This is a genomic window from Bacillus bingmayongensis, from assembly GCF_000299035.1.
Lineage (GTDB): Bacteria > Bacillota > Bacilli > Bacillales > Bacillaceae_G > Bacillus_A > Bacillus_A bingmayongensis.
Window position 1 is genome coordinate 115,715 of record NZ_AKCS01000013.1, and the last position, 20,478, is coordinate 136,192.

At 35.5% G+C, this 20,478-nt stretch carries 15 protein-coding genes; 12 read left to right on the forward strand and 3 right to left on the reverse strand.

Annotation, left to right across the window (positions count from 1 at the left end; genetic code table 11):
* Positions 1 to 29: 29 nt before the first annotated feature.
* The 3 genes from Y7E_RS0103600 to gerKA are packed head-to-tail and all read right to left on the reverse strand — an operon-like array spanning position 30 to position 3,731.
* The gene (locus Y7E_RS0103600; protein WP_017149949.1) at positions 30 to 1,154 is read right to left on the reverse strand and encodes a Ger(x)C family spore germination protein; all 1,125 of its coding nucleotides are present in this window, start codon (positions 1,152 to 1,154) and stop codon (positions 30 to 32) included.
* Entirely contained in the window at positions 1,148 to 2,242 is a 1,095-nt protein-coding gene (locus tag Y7E_RS0103605) for a GerAB/ArcD/ProY family transporter (RefSeq protein ID WP_017149950.1), read from the reverse strand. The genes Y7E_RS0103600 and Y7E_RS0103605 overlap by 7 nt, the downstream gene beginning before the upstream one ends.
* The gene (gene gerKA, locus Y7E_RS0103610) at positions 2,223 to 3,731 is read right to left on the reverse strand and encodes a spore germination protein GerKA (protein WP_017149951.1); all 1,509 of its coding nucleotides are present in this window, start codon (positions 3,729 to 3,731) and stop codon (positions 2,223 to 2,225) included. Before gerKA ends, Y7E_RS0103605 begins: the two co-directional genes overlap by 20 nt.
* A gap of 618 nt (positions 3,732 to 4,349) precedes the next feature.
* Here gerKA and Y7E_RS0103615 point away from each other — a divergent pair.
* The 12 genes from Y7E_RS0103615 (at position 4,350) to Y7E_RS0103670 (ending at position 20,366) form a co-directional block, all read left to right on the forward strand.
* Positions 4,350 to 6,182: a GAF domain-containing sensor histidine kinase gene (locus tag Y7E_RS0103615; protein WP_017149952.1), complete on the forward strand. Its 1,833-nt coding sequence runs from the start codon at positions 4,350 to 4,352 to the stop codon at positions 6,180 to 6,182.
* Position 6,183: 1 nt separating this feature from the next.
* Positions 6,184 to 6,825, forward strand: coding sequence for a response regulator (locus Y7E_RS0103620; protein WP_017149953.1), 642 nt, complete (start codon positions 6,184 to 6,186; stop codon positions 6,823 to 6,825).
* Positions 6,826 to 7,219: 394 nt separating this feature from the next.
* Entirely contained in the window at positions 7,220 to 11,461 is a 4,242-nt protein-coding gene (locus Y7E_RS0103625) for a S8 family serine peptidase (RefSeq protein WP_017149954.1), read from the forward strand.
* 325 nt (positions 11,462 to 11,786) lie between these two features.
* The gene (locus Y7E_RS0103630; protein ID WP_017149955.1) at positions 11,787 to 12,386 is read left to right on the forward strand and encodes a TasA family protein; all 600 of its coding nucleotides are present in this window, start codon (positions 11,787 to 11,789) and stop codon (positions 12,384 to 12,386) included.
* A gap of 253 nt (positions 12,387 to 12,639) precedes the next feature.
* Positions 12,640 to 13,611: a phosphotransferase enzyme family protein gene (locus Y7E_RS0103635; protein WP_017149956.1), complete on the forward strand. Its 972-nt coding sequence runs from the start codon at positions 12,640 to 12,642 to the stop codon at positions 13,609 to 13,611.
* A 164-nt stretch (positions 13,612 to 13,775) separates the two neighbouring features.
* Positions 13,776 to 15,236: an alanine/glycine:cation symporter family protein gene (locus tag Y7E_RS0103640; protein ID WP_017149957.1), complete on the forward strand. Its 1,461-nt coding sequence runs from the start codon at positions 13,776 to 13,778 to the stop codon at positions 15,234 to 15,236.
* Positions 15,237 to 15,405: 169 nt separating this feature from the next.
* The gene (locus Y7E_RS0103645) at positions 15,406 to 16,134 is read left to right on the forward strand and encodes an amino acid ABC transporter ATP-binding protein (RefSeq protein ID WP_017149958.1); all 729 of its coding nucleotides are present in this window, start codon (positions 15,406 to 15,408) and stop codon (positions 16,132 to 16,134) included.
* Positions 16,135 to 16,146: 12 nt separating this feature from the next.
* The gene (locus Y7E_RS0103650; protein WP_017149959.1) at positions 16,147 to 16,983 is read left to right on the forward strand and encodes a glutamate ABC transporter substrate-binding protein; all 837 of its coding nucleotides are present in this window, start codon (positions 16,147 to 16,149) and stop codon (positions 16,981 to 16,983) included.
* Positions 16,984 to 17,048: 65 nt separating this feature from the next.
* The gene (locus Y7E_RS0103655) at positions 17,049 to 17,705 is read left to right on the forward strand and encodes an amino acid ABC transporter permease (RefSeq protein ID WP_026049076.1); all 657 of its coding nucleotides are present in this window, start codon (positions 17,049 to 17,051) and stop codon (positions 17,703 to 17,705) included.
* Positions 17,706 to 18,350 carry an amino acid ABC transporter permease gene (locus Y7E_RS0103660; protein WP_017149961.1) on the forward strand — a complete coding sequence of 215 codons (645 nt, stop codon included), beginning with the start codon at positions 17,706 to 17,708 and terminating at the stop codon, positions 18,348 to 18,350.
* 233 nt (positions 18,351 to 18,583) lie between these two features.
* Complete coding sequence (locus tag Y7E_RS0103665; RefSeq protein WP_017149962.1) at positions 18,584 to 20,008, forward strand: amino acid permease; 1,425 nt, start codon at positions 18,584 to 18,586, stop codon at positions 20,006 to 20,008.
* Positions 19,986 to 20,366: an OsmC family protein gene (locus tag Y7E_RS0103670; protein WP_017149963.1), complete on the forward strand. Its 381-nt coding sequence runs from the start codon at positions 19,986 to 19,988 to the stop codon at positions 20,364 to 20,366. Before Y7E_RS0103665 ends, Y7E_RS0103670 begins: the two co-directional genes overlap by 23 nt.
* The last annotated feature ends 112 nt before the right edge of the window (positions 20,367 to 20,478 follow it).

Here is a 20,478-nt window from a genome sequence, read left to right on the forward strand (position 1 = left end):
GTTGTATGTTATGAGCATACAACCTCTTATTAATTTAAAACGCCGCCATATAATATTTCCACTTCTACTTCAGGAGTAAACTTTACCTTTTGATAATCTTTTTTCCAGTTCTTTTTCTTCCATAAATCTGGATGATAGGCGATAAGATGTCGTCCAACACCAAAGGCATCACAATGAGCTTTTTGGAGAGTTTTAATAATCTTTTTTGATTCTTTTGTAAGCTGTTCAGATAATTGCTTATTTAATTTTTTACGCTCTTTTGCTTTATGTAAATGATCTTTCGGATATTCGACGACAATGACTCGTAATTGAAGTTTAATATTTACATGAATATTTCCCTTTTTGTCTGTTGTCACTTTTCTTTTTCTTTTTACCTTTTGCTTATTTACTTCAATGGTGACATAATTAGCTGGTTTGGATGCATCCTTTCCTGATAATTTCTGTGTTATACGAGCGCTGGGCCCCATTTTCTCAGATAGCAATACGAAAAGTACCGATTGATTAAGAGGAAGGTGTCCTGTTAATTTATCATTGTGAAATAACGCTAGACCATTTGCAATGATTTCTTTCCCTTTTACTTTTATAGAAGGAAGAGTAAAATCTTCTCCAGGGTCTGCTATTTTGCGAAATACTGCTTCTAATGTTTCGTTTGGAAAAACACTCATGTCTTCTAAACTTCGTACTTTTTTCTTTAAAAATTCACCTATTAATAAATTTCCTACTTTTTTCTTCTCAAGAACTTTAGAGGCTTTGCCATCTACTGAAATGAGTTTTACAGGTGCAGTTGGATTACCGGGATCACGGAAACCGACATCTAGTAGTGGGAATATTCCCTTTTTTTCAAGAACTTTTCCTGTTAACTGTACATTATATTTAAAATAACGAGTATTTCCTGTTACATTTTTTCTTAATGAATCACTTGTATCTCGTGCAGTATGACCGGTCGCTGAGTGAATTTCATTTAAAACAGAGGATTGTTCTCCACCTGAGCTTTTGACAAGTTCGACGGTCTGCATTAACCGATTTTCAGATATTGCGTCATATGCAATACTATATGCTAGGTGCGCGTCTCTTAATGATTCTTGATCCCAACATCCGGAAAGAAATAGCACAGTGCATATCATGATACACAAATTTATTATTCTTTTTAGCATGTATCTTCTCCTTGTTTATTTCGCAGTAGGGCGTAAAGTAAAAATAAGAAAGGAAGAATGCCAATGAAAATATAGGTGGTGTGATCTGCGAATTTGGCAATAGCCTCTAGTTCTTCAGGGGTATTCAAAAAACAGGCGATACAAAAAGAAATAAGACCTATAATGGGAACAGCTTTTTGGTGCTTATCTAGTTTGAAAATATATCCTATTCCAGTAGATGATGCACAGAAATAACTGACAATAGATGCTACAACAGTGGTCATCCATATAGGAATGAAAATGAGATCCGCACGATCTATAATACCGATGTGAAGAGATCTTAATAAATAGACGACTGGTTGAGGGATTAACTCAATTTGCTTTGAGCTAAAGACGATAAAGCAGATCCATACTGTAAACGTATAAAATATCGTTACAAATCCATTGGCAATTGAAATAGCTTTTAACCTTGCTGTAGGGCTTCCGTGTGCAAACGGATAGGCGATGAGCATAATTTCAAACCCGTACATCGCAGTTATCGTTTCTTTCGATGCTCGAATAATGTTCCACCAACCTGCTTCTGTAATCGGGAAAATATATGAAAATTCAGCATGGGTAAGACCGAGCCCAATTAGAAAAGCCATTGGGACAATAAGGATAGATATCATAACGTAAAATCGTACAATGACTTTGAACGTGTTATAAGCTACAAATGAACAAGCGAACGTGAATATTAAGAGAACAATAGACCAAGGAGTTACTTGTAAAATCCATATTTTAATGACGCTGCAAGCATTTAACATAACTGTCATGCCAATAAGCATAAAGTAGAAAATATAAGAAACACCAAGTATTTTTCCAAATACGTTTCCGAACATTTTTGAAACAATTTCATAGAGTGTAGCTCCCGGAAATCGCTTCATTAATAACCACATGAGCAAAATAATGATTTGAATGATAAGTCCTGCTATTATTGTGGAAATCCATCCACCACCTTTTGAAATTGGGTGAAGGCGATTGGGAAGAGAGAGGAGACCTACACCAATTTGACATTGAATAATAAAAACGGTAAATTGCCCAAGTGTAATTTTACTTTGATTGCTGATCATCTCTCTCCTCCTCTCTGTTGATTGGCTGCCTTAACATTTTTTTAGGTTTTGGATCATGAGGGCGGTTCCCAAAAGACCAAATTGGGAGCCTTACAAACGCATCTTTCATATCTTTTATTCGCATTGGAGCGATTGGAGAAAGATATGGTGTATGAAAAGAATGAAGCTGACATAAATGAACAAATGTAATAATTAACCCAAATGAAATACCAACATAGCCGAATAGGGCAGCTAAAATCATTAATGGAAATCGAAGTATACGAACAGCAGAGCTCATATCATTTGATGGAACGAGAAATGATGAAATCGCTGTTAAAGCAACAACAATAGTCATCGTATAAGAAACAAGCCCCGCTTTTACAATGGCATCGCCAATTACTAAACCGCCTACAATACCAATAGTTTGGCCAACACGGCTTGGTAAACGAATCCCAGCTTCCCGTAATAGTTCAAAGATTAACTCCAGTAATAAAGCTTCAATGATAGGAGGAAACGGTACACGCTCTAACGAAGATTTAATCGTATAAACTAATTCGAGCGGTAAAACGTCAGGATGAAAAGCGACGGTTGCGATATAAAAAGCGGGTAAGAGAAAAGCGATTAAAAAACTTACAATGCGAAGCATTCGAATGAAAGAGCCAACAATCCAGCGATTGTTATAATCGTCTGGTGATTGATAGAAAGCAAATAATGTTACAGGAACAATAAGAGTTGTTGGATCTCCATCTGCTAAAATAGCAACTCTACCTTCCATAAGATTCGCTACTGTCCGGTCCGGACGCTCTGTGTTTAGCTGTTGTGGAAATGGTGAAAAAGATGTATCTTCAATAAATTCTTGTATATACCCTGGCGGCATAAGTGAATCAGTTTTAATGGTTTGTAATCTTCTTTTTACCTCTGTTACAAGTTCATCGTTTGCTAAATCTTGCATATAGACAATGGCAACTTTGGTATGCATTTCTTCACCAAGTGTAAAGTATTTAACCACTAAATTTGGATTTTTAATGAGTTTGCGAATGGAAGTTAAATTAGTAGCTAAATCTTCTACAAAACCAGTATGTGGTCCGCGGACAATTCCTTCGTTATCAGGTTCTTTTATATCTCTTTTTAGGGATAATGCTGTTTCGAAAATGCAAAAACTTTGAGCCTTTTCGTGAAAATACAAAGACTTTCCTTGTAATAAAAGTTGTATTCCATACAGTAAGTTTGTTTCGCTTTTCATGTTTAATGTAGAAAAGGCTTCATTAAGTGATAATTCAGTTCGTGTTAATAAAGGTTCGAGGGCAAATTGATGAATTAAATTAGGATCTGCTAAAGATTCAATATATAATAGAGTGCCTTTTTCATTTTGAAAAGGAAGTTCAAGTTTTTTTAAATCATCGGAATGAAATAGTTTGTTTTCAAGGTAGTTGATATTTTCTGCAAAGGATGGAAACATATGCTTTTCTTTATTTCCAGATTGCTTATCGTTTTGTTTTATTTGTGTCATAATTTCCACCTTTTATAGAATAAAATCATGTTGTTAATTTTTGCTTATTATGAAAAATTTATGCTTATATTTGTTGGTGGGAATCTGTAGAATCGCAAACAATTGGAAATACAATGTGTATAGATAGTATTTGTCTATTGGTATTAAGGGTTTTATGGGGATGTATAACATCACCAGTTTCTTGCTTTGAATTTAGATATAAAGTGAAACTTTAATCAGTGGGGGCTTCATCCCCACTGATTATTAGTTGAACGAATCGGGCTTTTATGGGCAGTTGATCCCCCACCTGACTTCTTTGCTTCTGCTGAATTTTGAGGTGGGGGTCTTACTGCCCGCAAATAGCGGGATAAATTTACAAGCAAATTATATCTATACTAGATTAACGATATTAATATATATCTTTTGTACTATAAAGATTACGTCTAATGGAATGTACAATTACATCATTTGATGAATAGGAAATTTCTTCAAGGCGATTTATACTAGTATTGTGTCCTGCCTGTTTAGGTGTAGCACACAGCCGGTGATTGGCTAGTGGGAGTCTTCCCATTTTGCCAGTGCCGGTTTTTTGTTGGATAATAGAGAAAATATATTTTTTACAAGAAAGAAGGGACTATTTTGAAAGATGTAGATTCTATTTCTATGAAAGAAAAAGTAGCAAGTTATTATCTTTATTTCATTTCTTTTTTTGGTTTGATTACTATAACTATATCTTTACTTGAAATTAAAATCCCTTCTCATCCAACGATACTCGTATTGTTAGTGCTATTTATGGGGATTAATGAGTATTTTCCTGTACGATTCTGGAGAGGAGTAAGTTCACTGAGCTTTCCAATTATTTATTCTATGCTCTTGTTGTTTGGAACACATATAACTGTACTTTCTCTTGTATTTGTTACGTTAATTATTCATCTGCTTCGCCGTTCGCCAGTGGAAAGGATGCTTTTTAATAGTACTCAGCATGCTCTTAGCCTTATACTAGCAGAATGGTTTTCTAGCAATTGTATGCTGTGGTTGATTAGCGGAATGAATATGACAGTTTTATATGAGAAATTAATATTTTTGCTATTGTTTAGCATATTTTTTTGTTTTTTCAACAACCTTTTCTATGATTTATTAATAGTACTTCTTCCTCAGCCATATTCGGTACGTCGGTGGAATCAAAAAAACATATCAGTATTTCTTTGCGAAAGTTTTTGTTTATTCTATGCTGCACTTATACATATATTAGGTACGCAATATCGTTTAGAGATGAATGAAATTGTAGTTTTTTTCTTCTTCTTTCCACTTGTAGCAATCTCAATTATTAGTTCATTTTCTGCAAGAATACGGATGGAAAAAGAAAGATTATATGAATTTTTTCTCATTACGACAGAATTAAGCCGTGGATTATCTGGTGGAAATCTACAACATATAAAAAAATCACTTAAAGGATTTTTAGGAATACAAGCATATGTATTATGGACAAAAGACGAGGGAGAATGGAATATTCAGTTAAAGGATGGAAAGTTGAAAGAATTCATGTCTGATTATTCTGATGATGCCAAAAAGTTTGAGGAGATATCTAAAAATGTAGTGTTTAATAATTGGAAAGTTGGTACAGCACCGGGAGATGGTGTGTTTGAGGATGTTATACGCTCCCTTGTTTATTTTCCTCTCATTGTAAATAATGAATTGATTGGGATGTTTGTTGCAGGAAAAAGTAGAAATTTTGGCTTTTTTCCAGAAGATGTGCAGTTATTAGAAACTTTTTCTAATCAATTAGCTAATATAGTTAAAACGAGAATATTGATTTCCGAACAAGAAAAAAGGATGATTTTAGAAGAAAGAAATAGAATTGCTCGCGAAATTCATGATGGTATTGCGCAAGCGTTAGCTGGAGTGATATTTCAACTAGAATCCGCCCAGAAAAAATATCGTGATAAACCAACTGATATGCAGCAAGTAGTGGAGAAAAGTATTAGGAAATTAAGAGGAAGCTTAGGGGAAGTTCGCTATTCTATTTATGCCTTAAAGCCGTACCCAACGCAGCAATTAGGACTCAAGCAAGCGATAGCAAGTAAGATAAAATCTATAAAACAAGAATATGAACTAGACATTAGATACCATGAAAGAGGTCATTCTCGAACGCTTAGTTTTTCTAAAGAAAGAGTCATTTTTGATACATTCCAAGAGAGTTTACAGAACATTGTTAAACATGCACAAGCGGAAAAGATTGATGTTCTGTTAAGTTATCAGCGTGAACACGTACTTTTAAAGGTGAAAGATAATGGAGTGGGTTTTTCTCTATTTGAGTCTATGGTTAAAACGAAGTGTGAACCACATTATGGTATATTACATATGAATGAACAAGCTGAACAGCTGGGGGCTACTTTACAGATTGATAGTTCTGTAGGGAAGGGGACAGAAATTACATTGTTAATTCCAGATTCACAAACAAGGGGTGCGTAAAATGATTAAAATATTAGTAGTGGATGATCATGCTTTTTTACGAGACGCAATTCGTAGCATACTAGAGGTTGAATCTGATATAAGAGTAGTTGGAGAAGCGGTCTCTGGGGACGAGATATTAGAGAAAGTTGAGGAATGCAGGCCAGATTGTATCTTGATGGATATCAATCTTCCAGGAAAAAATGGAATTGAAGCTACGGCACTAGTGAAAAAACAGTATCCAACTTGCCGAGTGCTTGCTTTTACTATGTATGAGCATGATGAGTATTTAATGGATGCGCTTCAGGCAGGTGCTGATGGCTATTTATTGAAGGATTCATCATCAGAGCAAGTAGTGGCAGCGATTCGAATGTTATATCAAGGAGATTCAGTTATTCATCCGCGTATGACTAAAAAATTAATTACGTATCATCAGCAACAAATGAAATTAGAACCAAACGAAAATGAACTGACAGAGCGTGAAAAGGAAATTCTCTTTGAATTGGTCAAAGGGCTTAGTAATAAAGAAATTGCTGAAGCTCTATATATTAGTGACAAGACAGTTAAAATTCACATCAATAAAATTTTTAAAAAACTGAATGTAAAAAGTCGTTCGCAAGCGGTAATTTATGCTGTTCGAAATCAGCTGGTTCCGCTGGACTAAATAAGAGATGTCTAAAAGAACTATCGTGTTTCTTTATTGTATATTACAAGGAATAAAGAGCAAGATAGTTCTTTTGTACTATTTAGGTGTAGAATCATTAGAACAAAAATTACTCCTTTTGTTTAATTTTCAGAAAAATCAAAATGTGGAATAATAAAAATAGAATTATAGTTTAATTCTATTAATAATTCATTTTGTGAAAATTTGTTAATGAAAATAAATTATAGGGGGATTTTATAGGAAAAGATTGGGAATGAGTGGATGGTAGCAGTGCTGGATATTCTCAATCATATGAAATAAAGATTCAAGATTAATAGAATTGCCAATGCTGAACAAGGTTTTGAGAATTAATTCGTTTAGAAAAAATAATTTTGTAATGATAAGGGGATGCCATATGAAGAGAAGAAAATTTGGAAAGATTCTTATTGGAACGTTGACAGTTGGTATGTTATTGTCTCAGGGAATTCCATATAACGTATTGGCAGAAGAGGTGAATACATCTACTTTAACTGGAATTGATGATGCAAATTCTGTATTGAAAGGACTTACAAAGGAACAGCGTAATGCTTTAAAAACATTAGATGCAAAACCGGGCTTTGTTATTTCACCAGGTATCAATACAGCAAGTCCTGATAATGTGAATGTAATTGTAGAGTTCAAGCAAGCTCCTGCTAAAATTGAGGTGCTAAAAGAAGCGGCTAAAGGAAAAAAACTAGCTCTTTCGACTGCGGAACAAAATGTGGAAGCATCTCATAAAGGATTTAAATCTGAGCTTGAACAGCTTCGAAAAAAGAAAGATAAAGGGGAAAATTTTAAATCTGCCAAAATAACGAGAGAATATAAGAATGCCTTTAATGGTGTGGCAATGTCCTTACCTGGGAATATGATTGAAGACTTAGTTCGCACTGGTATTGTTAAGCGCGTATGGGAAGATCAGGAGGTCAAAATTGATTTGCCGAAAGACACAGCTAAGACTGCTGTCCAGCCGAAAATGGCAGATAGCGTACCACAAATCGGTGTGGACAAGCTTCACGCTGAAAAAATAACAGGTAAAGGAATTAAGGTGGGGGTACTGGATACAGGTATCGATTATAACCACCCTGATTTAAAAGATGCATATAAAGGATATCGTGCAAAGCAAGGTGAAGATCCAACAAAAATAGATCCGAACTCTATAAAAGGATGGGACTTTGTTAATAACGATGCTGATCCTATGGAGACAACGTATAAGGATTGGCAAAATTCCGGAGGTTATCCTGAGATTTATGATGGAAGTGCATATTATACATCTCATGGTACTCATGTAGCTGGAACCATAGCTGCCGGTAAGAAAAATGGTGTGGATTATGCGGTTCAAGGGGTAGCCCCTGATGTCGATTTATATTCTTATCGCGTACTAGGACCATATGGAAGCGGACAAATAAATGGTATTATTGCTGCGATTGATAAAGCAGTGAAAGACGATATGGATGTTATTAATTTATCACTAGGTGCATCTATTAATGATCCTTTATATCCTACTTCTGTGGCAGTGAACAATGCAATGTTAGCTGGTGTTGTCACAGTTGTGGCGGCAGGAAATAGTGGACCAGAAGAAGGGACTCTTGGATCACCTAGTGCGGCGGCACTTCCGATTACAGTTGGAGCGAGCGACGCTGCGATGACCATTCCAACATTTTCGGCTGATGCAGGTGATTTACATGTGGATAAGATGATGCTACTTGGAAAAAGCTTTACTGATAAGCTTGAGGACTTAAAAGGGAAATCTTTATCTGTTGTATATGCAGGGCTTGGAAAATCAGGTGATTTTACGGGGAAAGATGTAAAAGGAAAGTTAGCGCTTATCCAGCGTGGTGAGATTACATTTGATGAAAAGATTAAAAATGCAAAAGAAGCAGGCGCAAAAGCCGTTATTGTGTACAACAATGTGGATGGTGAAATTACAAGTTATCTTGGAGAAAGTACCTCATCTATTCCATCTTTCCGCTTAACAAAAGCAGATGGTGAGAAATTACAAGCAAAAGCTGTACAAGGAGATGTATCTTTAGCGTTTGGAGAACTGAGTAACACAAAAACAGAGGGAGATCACTTAGCTGATTTCAGTTCACGCGGTCCTGCAAGTAAAACAGATGATATTAAACCAGATATTGTAGCGCCAGGTGTGTCTATTTTCTCTACTGTTCCTGAGTATATAAATGATCCAAAGGATGGCGAAAATTATCCGGTAGCATATGGACGTATGTCAGGTACATCTATGGCAACTCCTCATACTGCGGGGGTAGCAGCATTAATTTTACAAGAACATCCAAACTATAGTCCGTTTGAAGTAAAAGAGGCGCTTATGAATACAGCAGTTGATTTAAAAGAAGAGCGTTCTGTATTTGAAGTAGGATCAGGACGAATTGATGCTTATCGTGCAGTTCATACGGATACATTTATTGAAGTTATCGATAAAACGTCAAACATTGTAAATGATGAAGAAGTAGAAATGGAAGAAAAAACTGGCTCTATTGCATTCGGTTATAAAACTCAATTGGCAAATGGACCAATTAAAGATAGCCGAAAAGTTCTCATTAAAAACAACAATAAAACAGAAGAAAAAGAGTTCAAATTAGAAGTAGAGTTTTCACCAACGAGTGTAGGGGTGCAGGATGCAGCGAAGAATGGTGTGAAATTGAACGTACAAGATTCTATTAAGGTAGCCCCCGGTGCATCTGGTGAAATTAGTCCTGAAATTATTATTCCAGAAAACGCAGAATTCGGTAGATATGAAGGATATATTCATATTTCAAATAAAAACAATGAAAAAGAAATATATCAAGTACCATTCGCAGTGAAATTCACAGAAAAAGGAATTGCATCTGTAGATTTGCTTAGAGATGCAATGGCGACAGATGCATCTAACTTCCATCCATTTATGGGAAGACCGAGTTCACCGTTGACATTTAAATTAAATAGTCCACTTGAAACCATTGATGCGGTGGTGAAGGATCGAAAAACAGGAAAGGCATTAGGAATTGTTGGCACACTTAATGCTAGCGGTCTAACACCGAATAATGAATATATAATGTTCGATGGTATGGGAGGATATGTGTTCCCATTTACAGGAGATCCAAATCATCCAATTGGAGACAAGCGGGTTATGTTGCCTGACGGAGATTACCAACTCGACTTTGTTGGATACGATAAAGAAGGGAAATCTTATACAAAAGGAGATAGCGCAATTATTGATAATGTTAAACCTGAAGTGAAGTTCAATGATGTGCAACCTGGGGTTCATGAAGTAAATGAATCTATGTTCACAGAAGAAGATGGACAAAGGGCATTATGGGTACATGGTAATATTTATGATTCTACGGTGGATGCATTAAAGGCAAAAGGCCTCCAGTATGACCAAAAGGCTAATGAAATTGTATATTACCAAAACTCCGCCTTTCCGTCAGGTTGGTTGAATACAATTCAAGCCAATGGTGATTTTAAATTTGGCGTACTTCCAGAGGAAATTAATGAACCGCTTAATTTAAGATTATTTGGCTATGACCTCGCAACAGCTGGAAATATGGCGAATGGATTTAAAGATTACGTATTTGTCAAAGAAGGAACAGAATACGCTGTGCCAAGCTATGACAAAGATAAAATAAAATTAGGAGACAAAATTACGTTAACTTTAAATCTCAATAATGTGAAACAACTTATGTCAGGTACATTTGAGATTCCTTATAGTAAACAGTTATTTAAATTTACAGATGTTAAACCAAATCCAGCTCTTACGGAATATGCAAAACAACATGGATTAAATATCAAGTTAGAAGATCCGGCAATAAATGAAGAAGGAACTTGGGAAAATAAAGTAAAAGTTGGCGCATCTGTAGAAGGAAAAGAATTTAAGGGGTTAGATGGTGATACACCATTTTTAGATGTTACATTCGAGATGACGAGTGATGAATATTTTTATGATTTAACTGCATTTGGAGCGGATAAATTCTCTTATACAAAAGCTGGTGCATCAGAGTCTGTTGAAATTCCTATTTTTAAAGAAAAAGCTTTTTCGATTATTGCAAAGCATTCAACGGTTACAGGATATATTGGACCGGAAGCATTCTTGAATGAAGAAGGATATCTAAATAAGAAAGATTATACAAAACTAGGAGCAAAAGTGTACGCGGTTGGCAAGGATGGAAAGAAATACACAGGAACGGTTGATGATAATGGGCAATTTGAAATTCATAATGTTCCTGTAAGCGATAAGGAATACGATATTTTTGTAGAAATGCCGGGCCATTTAAATAGTAAATTAACAACAAAAATAGGTAAAATGCAGGACGGAGAGTTAGTGGGACAACATTTTAGAGCTGATATGGATGATAACCTTGCAGGTGATGTAAACGGCGATAAAATGGTAGATATTCAAGATGCTAGAATAGCAGCCCTATCATATGAAAAAGGAAAAGTGGCTGTCAAAGATGGTGACGTGAATCAAGACGGTGTTGTAAACGAAACAGATATACGTTTTATCGAGAAGAACTTCTTGAAAAAGGGTCCGGATGCCAAAGAAAATCAGAAACCAATAGAAAATGTGGGACCAGTGACGTTAGAGAAAATCTTACGCTCGATTGGATTAGAACCGAAAAAATAAGTAGGTACAATTTTGGAGTACAGTATGCTATTAAACAACTGCTATAGAGTTGCTTCTCATGTATAAAAAAAACAGATAGGATGAAGAGAATTTTTATGATCAATGAGGACCGGTAATGCTTCGCTGTGACGTTACCGGTTTTTCTTAAAGTGTATATGTTCTATAGTGACATATATTTTTCATTTTGTATTTTGATATCTGAATTTATTTAAATGGTTGAAAATGGGTTAGTTCTCAACGCGGGACAAGTTATAAGTCTTATTATTTTTTGCGGAATGGGTATGTTATCAATAATTTGAATTTTTAAAATAGGGGGATTATTGAAATGGGTTTTAAGAAAAAGCTTGGTATGAGTGCTATGACTGCAGTTCTTGGTTTATCTTTAATTGGGGGAGGAACGTATGCGTATTTCAGTGATAAAGAAGTATCAAATAACACGTTTGCAGCTGGTACTTTAGATTTGAGTGTTGATCCTAAAGTTGTTATTGATGTAGATAATCTTAAGCCAGGTGACGAAATGGAGCGTGGTTTTCAACTAGTTAACAAAGGCACTTTAGCGATAGGAGACGTGAAACTTCTTACAGATTATACTGTAACAGATGCTAAAGGAGATAATGGAAATGCTGATTTCGGTGATCACATCCGTGTCGATTTCTTGTGGAACTTGGATAAAAATTCAGTGCCTATTTGGTCTACTACATTGTCTGAGTTGAAAAAAGCCACGCAAAATGGAAGCGTTCCTGATCTTGTACAAAAAGGCATTATAGCTCAAGAAGAAAATGGACTTGCTCCTGGTGATGATGATACTTTCTATGTGATGTTTACATTTGTAGATAACGGTGAAGATCAAAATGTATTTCAAGGAGATGCATTGAATTTGAATTGGACTTTCAACTCAATGCAGACAGAAGGTGAGGATAAGTAAATGTAAAGATTACTGTTCTTATACAAGAATAAGTTGATAGAGACTGGAAGGGTGCTATTCTTGATAGAACTATATCTTTAGTTGTGATGTAAACACTTTTTTGATAAATTCTCTAAATATCGTACAGATTGATTTGATAAATCAATCTGTTTTTTTATTATTGGATAGGATTTATACGTTTTACTTACATTCGTAGCAGTATTTTTCATATTCATAGCGAATTAATTAAGAGATACATAAAGGAGGGGTATATATGGAAATAGCTGTAGAACGAGTTTTTACAAATGAAATTTTAGAAGAAGCTGCAAACTTATTTAACGTTACAGTGGAGAAAACACCGCTTGGTGATTTTGAAAACTATATTTTTCATGCAAAGGATGAAAAAGGAGCATCTTACGTATTAAGATTAACTCACTCTTCTCATCGGTCTGAAAAACAAGTGGAAGCAGAGTTAGATTTTTTACAGTATCTCAAAGAACATGGAGCTAAGATTGCTGGACCATATTATTCAAAATCTAGAAAACTTGTAGAAGGGATACAAGCGGTAGATGGAACTTTCTTTTACACTTCTTTATTTGTATATGCTAAAGGAGAACGAGTAAAAGGAGATACATCAATATATTGGGGAGACGGTCTTTTTGAAGCATGGGGCAAAGCGATTGGTCAGCTTCATCGTCTTACAATTGATTATCCAAAAACGGAATATCGAGATACATGGGAAGTAGAAGAAAAAGCAATTATTGATGAGTTAGAGGATGAAAAAGTGCAAAGTATTGCTTATAAATTAATGGAAGAGATAAAGACTCTTCCTGTGGAAAAGACAACGTTTGGTCTTATGCATGGTGATATTCATCAAGGGAATTTTCATTACGATGGTAAAGAGTTAACGATTTTTGATTTTGATGATGCGACTTATAATTATTTTATACATGATTTAGCAATGGTTAGCTATTATTCTGTTCTTACAACAAATTGGACAGAAGAAGAGAAAACATTGTTTGCTCGTAACCAATTAAAGGCGCTAAGAAAAGGATATGAATCTGAACACCAATTAGCAGAAATTTGGTATGAATCGCTACCGTTATTTTTTAGACTTCGTGATGTCGGTTTGTATGGCACGATTCAGAAAAAGTTTAAAGGGAAAGAAATGCCAGTACATTTTCAAAAACTAGCAGATGAACTTTATGTAAGGATTATAAAGCAGGAAGCCATTGTGAATATATAATACACATGTAACGTAACAAAGTATATATTTCGAATATATACTTTGTTTTTTTATACAAAAATATGTTTGTTTTATCAAAATAATATTGTCATAGACTATAGATACATTTATAATTTTTGTATATTCTGAATATTCTTCATAAAACAAAGAGGAGGGGGAATGGATTGGAGGCTTTCGTTGCTTGGCTAAATAATATTGTATGGAGTCCCGCACTTGTTTATTTATGTTTAGGAGTAGGTCTATATTTTTCAATACGAACGAGGTTTTTACAAGTTAGGCATGCAGGTGAAATGGTGAGGCTTACATTTAAAGGGGAAAAGTCAGAAGCGGGTGTTTCTTCTTTCCAAGCGTTAGCACTTTCTTTATCAGGACGCGTTGGAACAGGGAATATCGCTGGTGTAGCAACAGCAGTTGCATTTGGTGGACCGGGAGCTGTTTTTTGGATGTGGGCTGTGGCATTTTTAGGAGCGGGATCTGCTTATGTAGAATCAACACTTGCTCAAATATATAAAACGAAGCACAAAGGACAATTTCGTGGTGGCCCAGCGTATTACATTGAAAAAGGCTTAGGGGTTAAGTGGTATGCACTTGTGTTTGTTGCTGCTACAATCCTAGCAACAGGTATGTTACTACCAGGTGTTCAAGCAAATAGTATTGCCTTAAGTTTGGAAACAGCTTTTGGTATTAATACATCTGTCTCAGGAGCAATATTAGTTGTTGTATTAGCACTTATTATTTTTGGTGGGGTTAAGCGTATTGTTAACGTAGCACAAGTTGTTGTGCCATTTATGGCGGTTGGATATATACTTGTTGCTTGCATAATCGTGTTTATGAATATTGAAAAGTTACCAGAAGCATTTATGTTAATTATAAAAAGTGCATTTGCATTAGAAGCTGCTTTTGGAGGGATTATTGGTTTAGCAATTTCTTGGGGAGTAAAACGTGGTATTTATTCGAACGAAGCTGGTCAAGGAACTGGGGCACATGCTGCGGCAGCTGCGGAAGTATCGCATCCAGCAAAGCAAGGCCTTGTGCAAGCATTTTCCGTTTACATTGATACATTATTCGTTTGTTCAGCAACAGCGTTTATGATGATTATTACAGGCATGTATAACGTATTTGATGCAAGCGGAAAAAATTTCATTGTGAATAAACTGAATGGTGCAGAACCTGGTCCTGGATATACACAAGCTGCGGTAGAATCTATATTCCCTGGGTTTGGAAACGGTTTCGTTGCGATTTCCCTATTATTCTTTGCTTTTACAACGATTATGGCGTATTACTACATTGCAGAAACGAATATTGCCTATTTAAATCGTGATAAAGACCGTCCATGGATGTCACTTGTTTTAAAAATTGTTTTCTTAGGTGTTGTATTCTACGGCTGTGTCAAAACAGCAGCAACTGCTTGGGCGCTTGGTGATATCGGTGTAGGGATTATGGCATGGGTTAATATCATTGCAATTTTATTATTACAAAAACCAGCACTTCTTGCATTGAAAGACTATGAAAAGCAGAAGAAAGAAGGAAAAGATCCTGTATTCGATCCTCGGGAACTAGGAATTAAAAACGCTGATTTCTGGGAGCATGAATACGGGAAAGATAAGAAAGAGGAAGTGTCATAATAGAGTATTTGTAAAACAATAACGGGCAGTATATCTGTCCGTTATTGTTCAAATAATGGGTATTTCTATTTGCATGGCCGAATAAAATTTGAATCAGGGAAGATTCACTTTACTAAGAATTTGGCCAAGTTAAAATACGATGAAAATAAGGCAGAAAGGGGGAAAAGGATTGATTGCGTTTCGTAATGTGAATAAGTTTTATGGTAGCTTTCAAGTCTTAAAAAATATTAATTTACAAGTTCAAAAAGGAGAAGTAGTTGTAATTGTGGGACCATCTGGATCTGGAAAAAGTACATTACTTCGCTGCATTAACCAATTGGAAACAATTACAGAAGGCGAATTAGTAGTACAAGGTGTTGAAGTACATAATCCGAAAACAGATATGAATAGGCTGCGCCGGAATATTGGAATGGTATTTCAACATTTTTATTTATATCCACATAAAACAGTACTTCAAAATATTACACTTGCACCGATAAAAGTAAGTAATGTCTCAAAAGAAGAAGCGGAAAAAACAGCAAGGTACTATTTAGAGAAAGTAGGAATTCCAGAGAAAGCGAATGTGTATCCGCAGCAATTATCTGGAGGGCAACAACAACGGGTAGCAATTGCAAGGGGGTTAGCAATGAAACCAGAAATTATGCTATTTGATGAGCCAACTTCTGCACTTGATCCGGAAATGATTGGTGAAGTGCTTGATGTAATGAAAACTTTAGCGAAAGAAGGAATGACGATGGTTGTCGTGACCCATGAGATGGGATTTGCACGTGAAGTAGCAGATCGTATCATATTCATGGATGAAGGACAAATTCTCGAAGATACCAAGCCAGTAGACTTCTTTGCAAATCCAGAGCAAGAAAGAGCACGATTGTTCTTAAGCCGGGTGTTAAATCATTAGAGGAGGGATTTCATGTTAAAAGTGAAAAAACTGTTTGTTTTAATTGTATTTTCATGTTTATTTACTCTTATCATAGCAGGTTGCGGAAGTAAGAAGGAGACGTCTAAAGAAGTATCTAAAGAATCTTCTGGTGGAAATGTAGTAGAACAAATTAAAAAACGAGGAAAACTAGTGGTTGGAGTTAAGAATGATACAAATTTATTTGGATTGAAAGACCCTGCAACAGGGAAGGTAGAAGGGTTTGATGTTGATGTTGCAAAAGCACTTGCGAAAAAAATTCTAGGTGATGAGAGTAAATTAGAATTAAAAGAAGTGACTTCAAAAACGCGTATTCCAATGTTGAAGAACGGCGATATTGATGCGATTATCGCAACGATGACAATTACAGAAGAGCGTAAAAAAGAAGTTGATTTTTCAGATGTATATTTTAAAGCGGGGCAGTCGTTACTTGTGAAAAAAGGAAGCAAGATTAAGAGTATTGATGATGTGAAAAGTGGTGTGAAAGTATTGGCGGTAAAAGGGTCAACTTCTACACAGAATGTTCGTAAAAAATCACCAGAAGCAACGGTACTAGAATTCGAAAATTATAGCGAAGCATTTACAGCATTAAAAGCTGGGAAAGGTGATGTTCTTACAACTGATAATGCTATTTTATATGGCATGGCAAAACAAGATGTAAATTATCAAGTTGTTGGGAAAATCTTCACGGATGAGCCATATGGAATTGCCGTTCAAAAAGGAGCAACAGATTTAACAAAGGCAATTAATGATTTATTAAAAGAAATGAAAGCAGATGGAGAATACGATAAATTATATGAAAAATGGATTGGTGAAAAGCCAGAGAAGTAAAGTATAGAAAGAGTAAGAGGATGAGAGATACTCATCCTCTTCTTGTAAAGAAAGAGGGGGAGCATTTGCCTGATTTTTCTATTCTTACAAATAATCTTGATCTGTATTTGGAAGGGTTTAAATATACAGTGATGTCCAGTATTGTCGCACTGATTGGGAGTTTCATTCTTGGCATTATTATGGCAGTGATGCGAATTGCACCCATTCGAGTTTTGAATTGGTTTGGCGCGGCTTATGTAGAATTCATTCGAAATATTCCACTCGTTTTAATTGCATTTGTATTTTACTTTGCTTTTCCGGTAATGGGCGTTACATTAAATGGATTTGTTGCTGGTACGGCTGCACTTACAGTCTATACAGCGGCATTTATTGCAGAAGCAATTCGAGCTGGAATTTTGTCAGTTCCGAAAGGACAGATGGAAGCTGCGCGTTCTTCTGGCTTAACGTACGTGCAAGCTATGTATTATGTCGTTTTACCACAAGCTATTAAAATAGTAATTCCACCATTAGGTAATCAATTTCTTAATTTAGTAAAAAACTCATCTATACTTGGCATTATTGCTGGGGCAGATTTGATGTATCAAGGGGATTTAATTTCAACAAGAACATTTGTGACATTTGATGTGTATATATTTGTTGGTATGTTTTATTTACTTTTAACTGTACCGCTTAGTATGCTTGTGCGTTACTTTGAGAAACGCTTAGCGAAAGGAGCGGTGTAAATGGATTTTCGAGGTGCTTATACAGGCGATCATATCTTATTTTTATTAAAAGGACTACTTGTTACGTTAGAAATAGCTGTTATAGCAATTTTGCTTAGTTTTATTATTGGTAGTGTAGTCGGGACTTTGCGATATACAAAAATACCAGTCGTATCACAGTTACTAGCCTTTATCGTTGAAATCATTCGTAATTTACCGCTACTTTTAATTATTTTCTTTACGTATTTTGCACTTCCAGAAGCCGGACTGAAATTAGAAATTACAACAGCAGCCATTGTTGCTTTAACGATATTTGAAGCAGCAATGATATCAGAAATTGTTCGCAGTGGTTTATTATCGATTGAAAAAGGACAAATTGAAGCAGCACGCGCTTCTGGATTATCATACGTACAAACACTTTGGCATATTGTTTTACCGCAAGCATTGAGACGCATGGTACCCCCGCTCGTTAGCCAGTTTATTTCTTTATTAAAAGATACGTCACTAGCAGTTGTTATTTCCTTACCAGAATTAATGCATAACGCTCAAATTATTAATGGGCAAAATGTAAACTATATGATTCCTACATTACTACTTGTTGCTTGTATGTATTTTGTTGTTAACTATAGTTTATCTCTTGTGTCTAGGAAATTAGAAAGCCGTTAACTCTTACATAAAATAAGATGTAAGAGTTTTTTTATGTTTTTTACATAGTATGGAAAATGTGATTTTGAAGATATTTACTTTTCAGTAGTGTAACTGTAAGGTGGATAAAAAAATATGATATTTTATCAGAAAAGTTTTAATTTTATATAGAAATTGTAACCGCTTTCGTGTATATTTTTATTATCAGAAAATTTTAAAAAGAGATAGAGGGGTTTTTATAGGGGAGGATTACAATGCAGCAAACAACGAATGATAAATTACATCGTACGATGAAGAGTAGACATTTATTTATGATTGCACTTGGAGGTGTAATCGGAACAGGATTTTTTCTTGGATCAGGCTATACAATTAACCAAGCGGGACCAGGAGGAGCAATTCTTTCTTATTTAGTGGGCGGATTTATTATGTATTTAACAATGCTTTGCCTTGGTGAGCTAACGGTTGCGATGCCGGTTTCGGGTTCTTTCCAAAAATATGCGACGAAGTTTATTGGCCCTGGAACAGGGTTTATGATCGGCTGGCTGTATTGGCTTGGCTGGGCAGTTACAGTTGGTTTAGAGTTAACATCTATCGGTTTAATGATGAAAAGGTGGTTTCCATCTGTTGATGTTTGGGTGTGGTGTCTTGTATTTGGTTTTATTTTATACATGTCAAATGCTATCTCAGCCAAGAGTTACGCAGAATTAGAGTTTTGGTTCTCTAGTATTAAAGTTCTTACGATTATTGCATTTGTTGTTCTTGGTGGTAGTGCGTTATTAGGATTTTTACCATATGACGGAAAAGAAGCAGCACCTCTTTTTTCTAATTTTGTAAGCGATGGAGGTTTGTTCCCGAATGGACTTGCTGCTGTACTTCTTACAATGATTACGGTTAACTTTTCATTCCAAGGTACAGAGTTAATCGGGATTGCAGCGGGGGAGAGTGAAGAACCAGAAAAAACAATCCCACGTGCAATTCGTAATACAGTATGGCGTATTATGTTGTTCTTTATTTTAACAATGACGATTTTAGTAGGTTTAATTTCTTGGAAAGACGCAGGAGTTATTGAAAGTCCATTCGTTGTTGTATTTGATAAAATCGGTATTCCATATGCAGCGGATATTATGAATTTCGTTATTATTACTGCGCTATTATCTGTAGCAAATTCAGGATTATATGCAGCGACACGTATACTATGGTCGCTTTCCAATGAAGGAATGGCACCGGCTTCTTTCAAAAAGGTAAACAAACGTGGTATTCCGATTACAGCATTAATTGTAACAATTGCAGTAGCGGCATTATCGTTACTAACAAGCTTTTTGGCGGAAGATACAGTATATATGTACTTATTATCTATCGCTGGCTTATCAGCTGTCTCAAGTTGGATTATCATTGCATTGTCACAACTTCGCTTTAGAAGCCAGTATATAAAGGGTGGCGGGAAATTAGAAGACTTAAAATATAAAACACCGCTATATCCAATTGTTCCAATTTTAGCGTTAATTACAAATAGTATTGTTGTGATTAGTTTAGCGTTCATTCCAGAACAGCGTATGGCACTATATTGTGGCATTCCATTTATCATTTTCTGCTACGTGTATTATTATATAAATAAGAAACGGCAGCAAATTACGACAGTGGAGATGGGATCAACATATGAAACTAACAATCAAGCATGATGATATTAAAGCAGAATTTTCAAATGGTCAATTGTCTATTGGAAAAGAAAGTGGACATACACCGTTAGAATTATTGGTTTCTTCTATTGCAGGATGCAGTGCAATTGTATTTCGGACAATTTTAGAAAAGAAGCGTATTACATATGATACGTTTACAATTGAAACTGAAATTGGAAGAAGTGAAGTTTTACCGAGGCGGGTAGAGAGTCTTCATTTGCACTATAAAATAAAGGCAGAGGGGATTACACAGATACAATTAGAAAAGGCACTAGAGCTTGCCGTGAAGAATTGTACGATTGCGCAATCTGTGAAGGATAGTATAAACATTACGGAAACAATTGAGTTGATTGGTGAATAAACTTTTGTGAGTGGTATGTAAATGCGAGAGTAAGGTCATATAGACTTTACTCTCGCGTTTTTATTTTGAATTCATATTTTTTGATATACTTAAAAAGGGGTGGTTAGGTGAA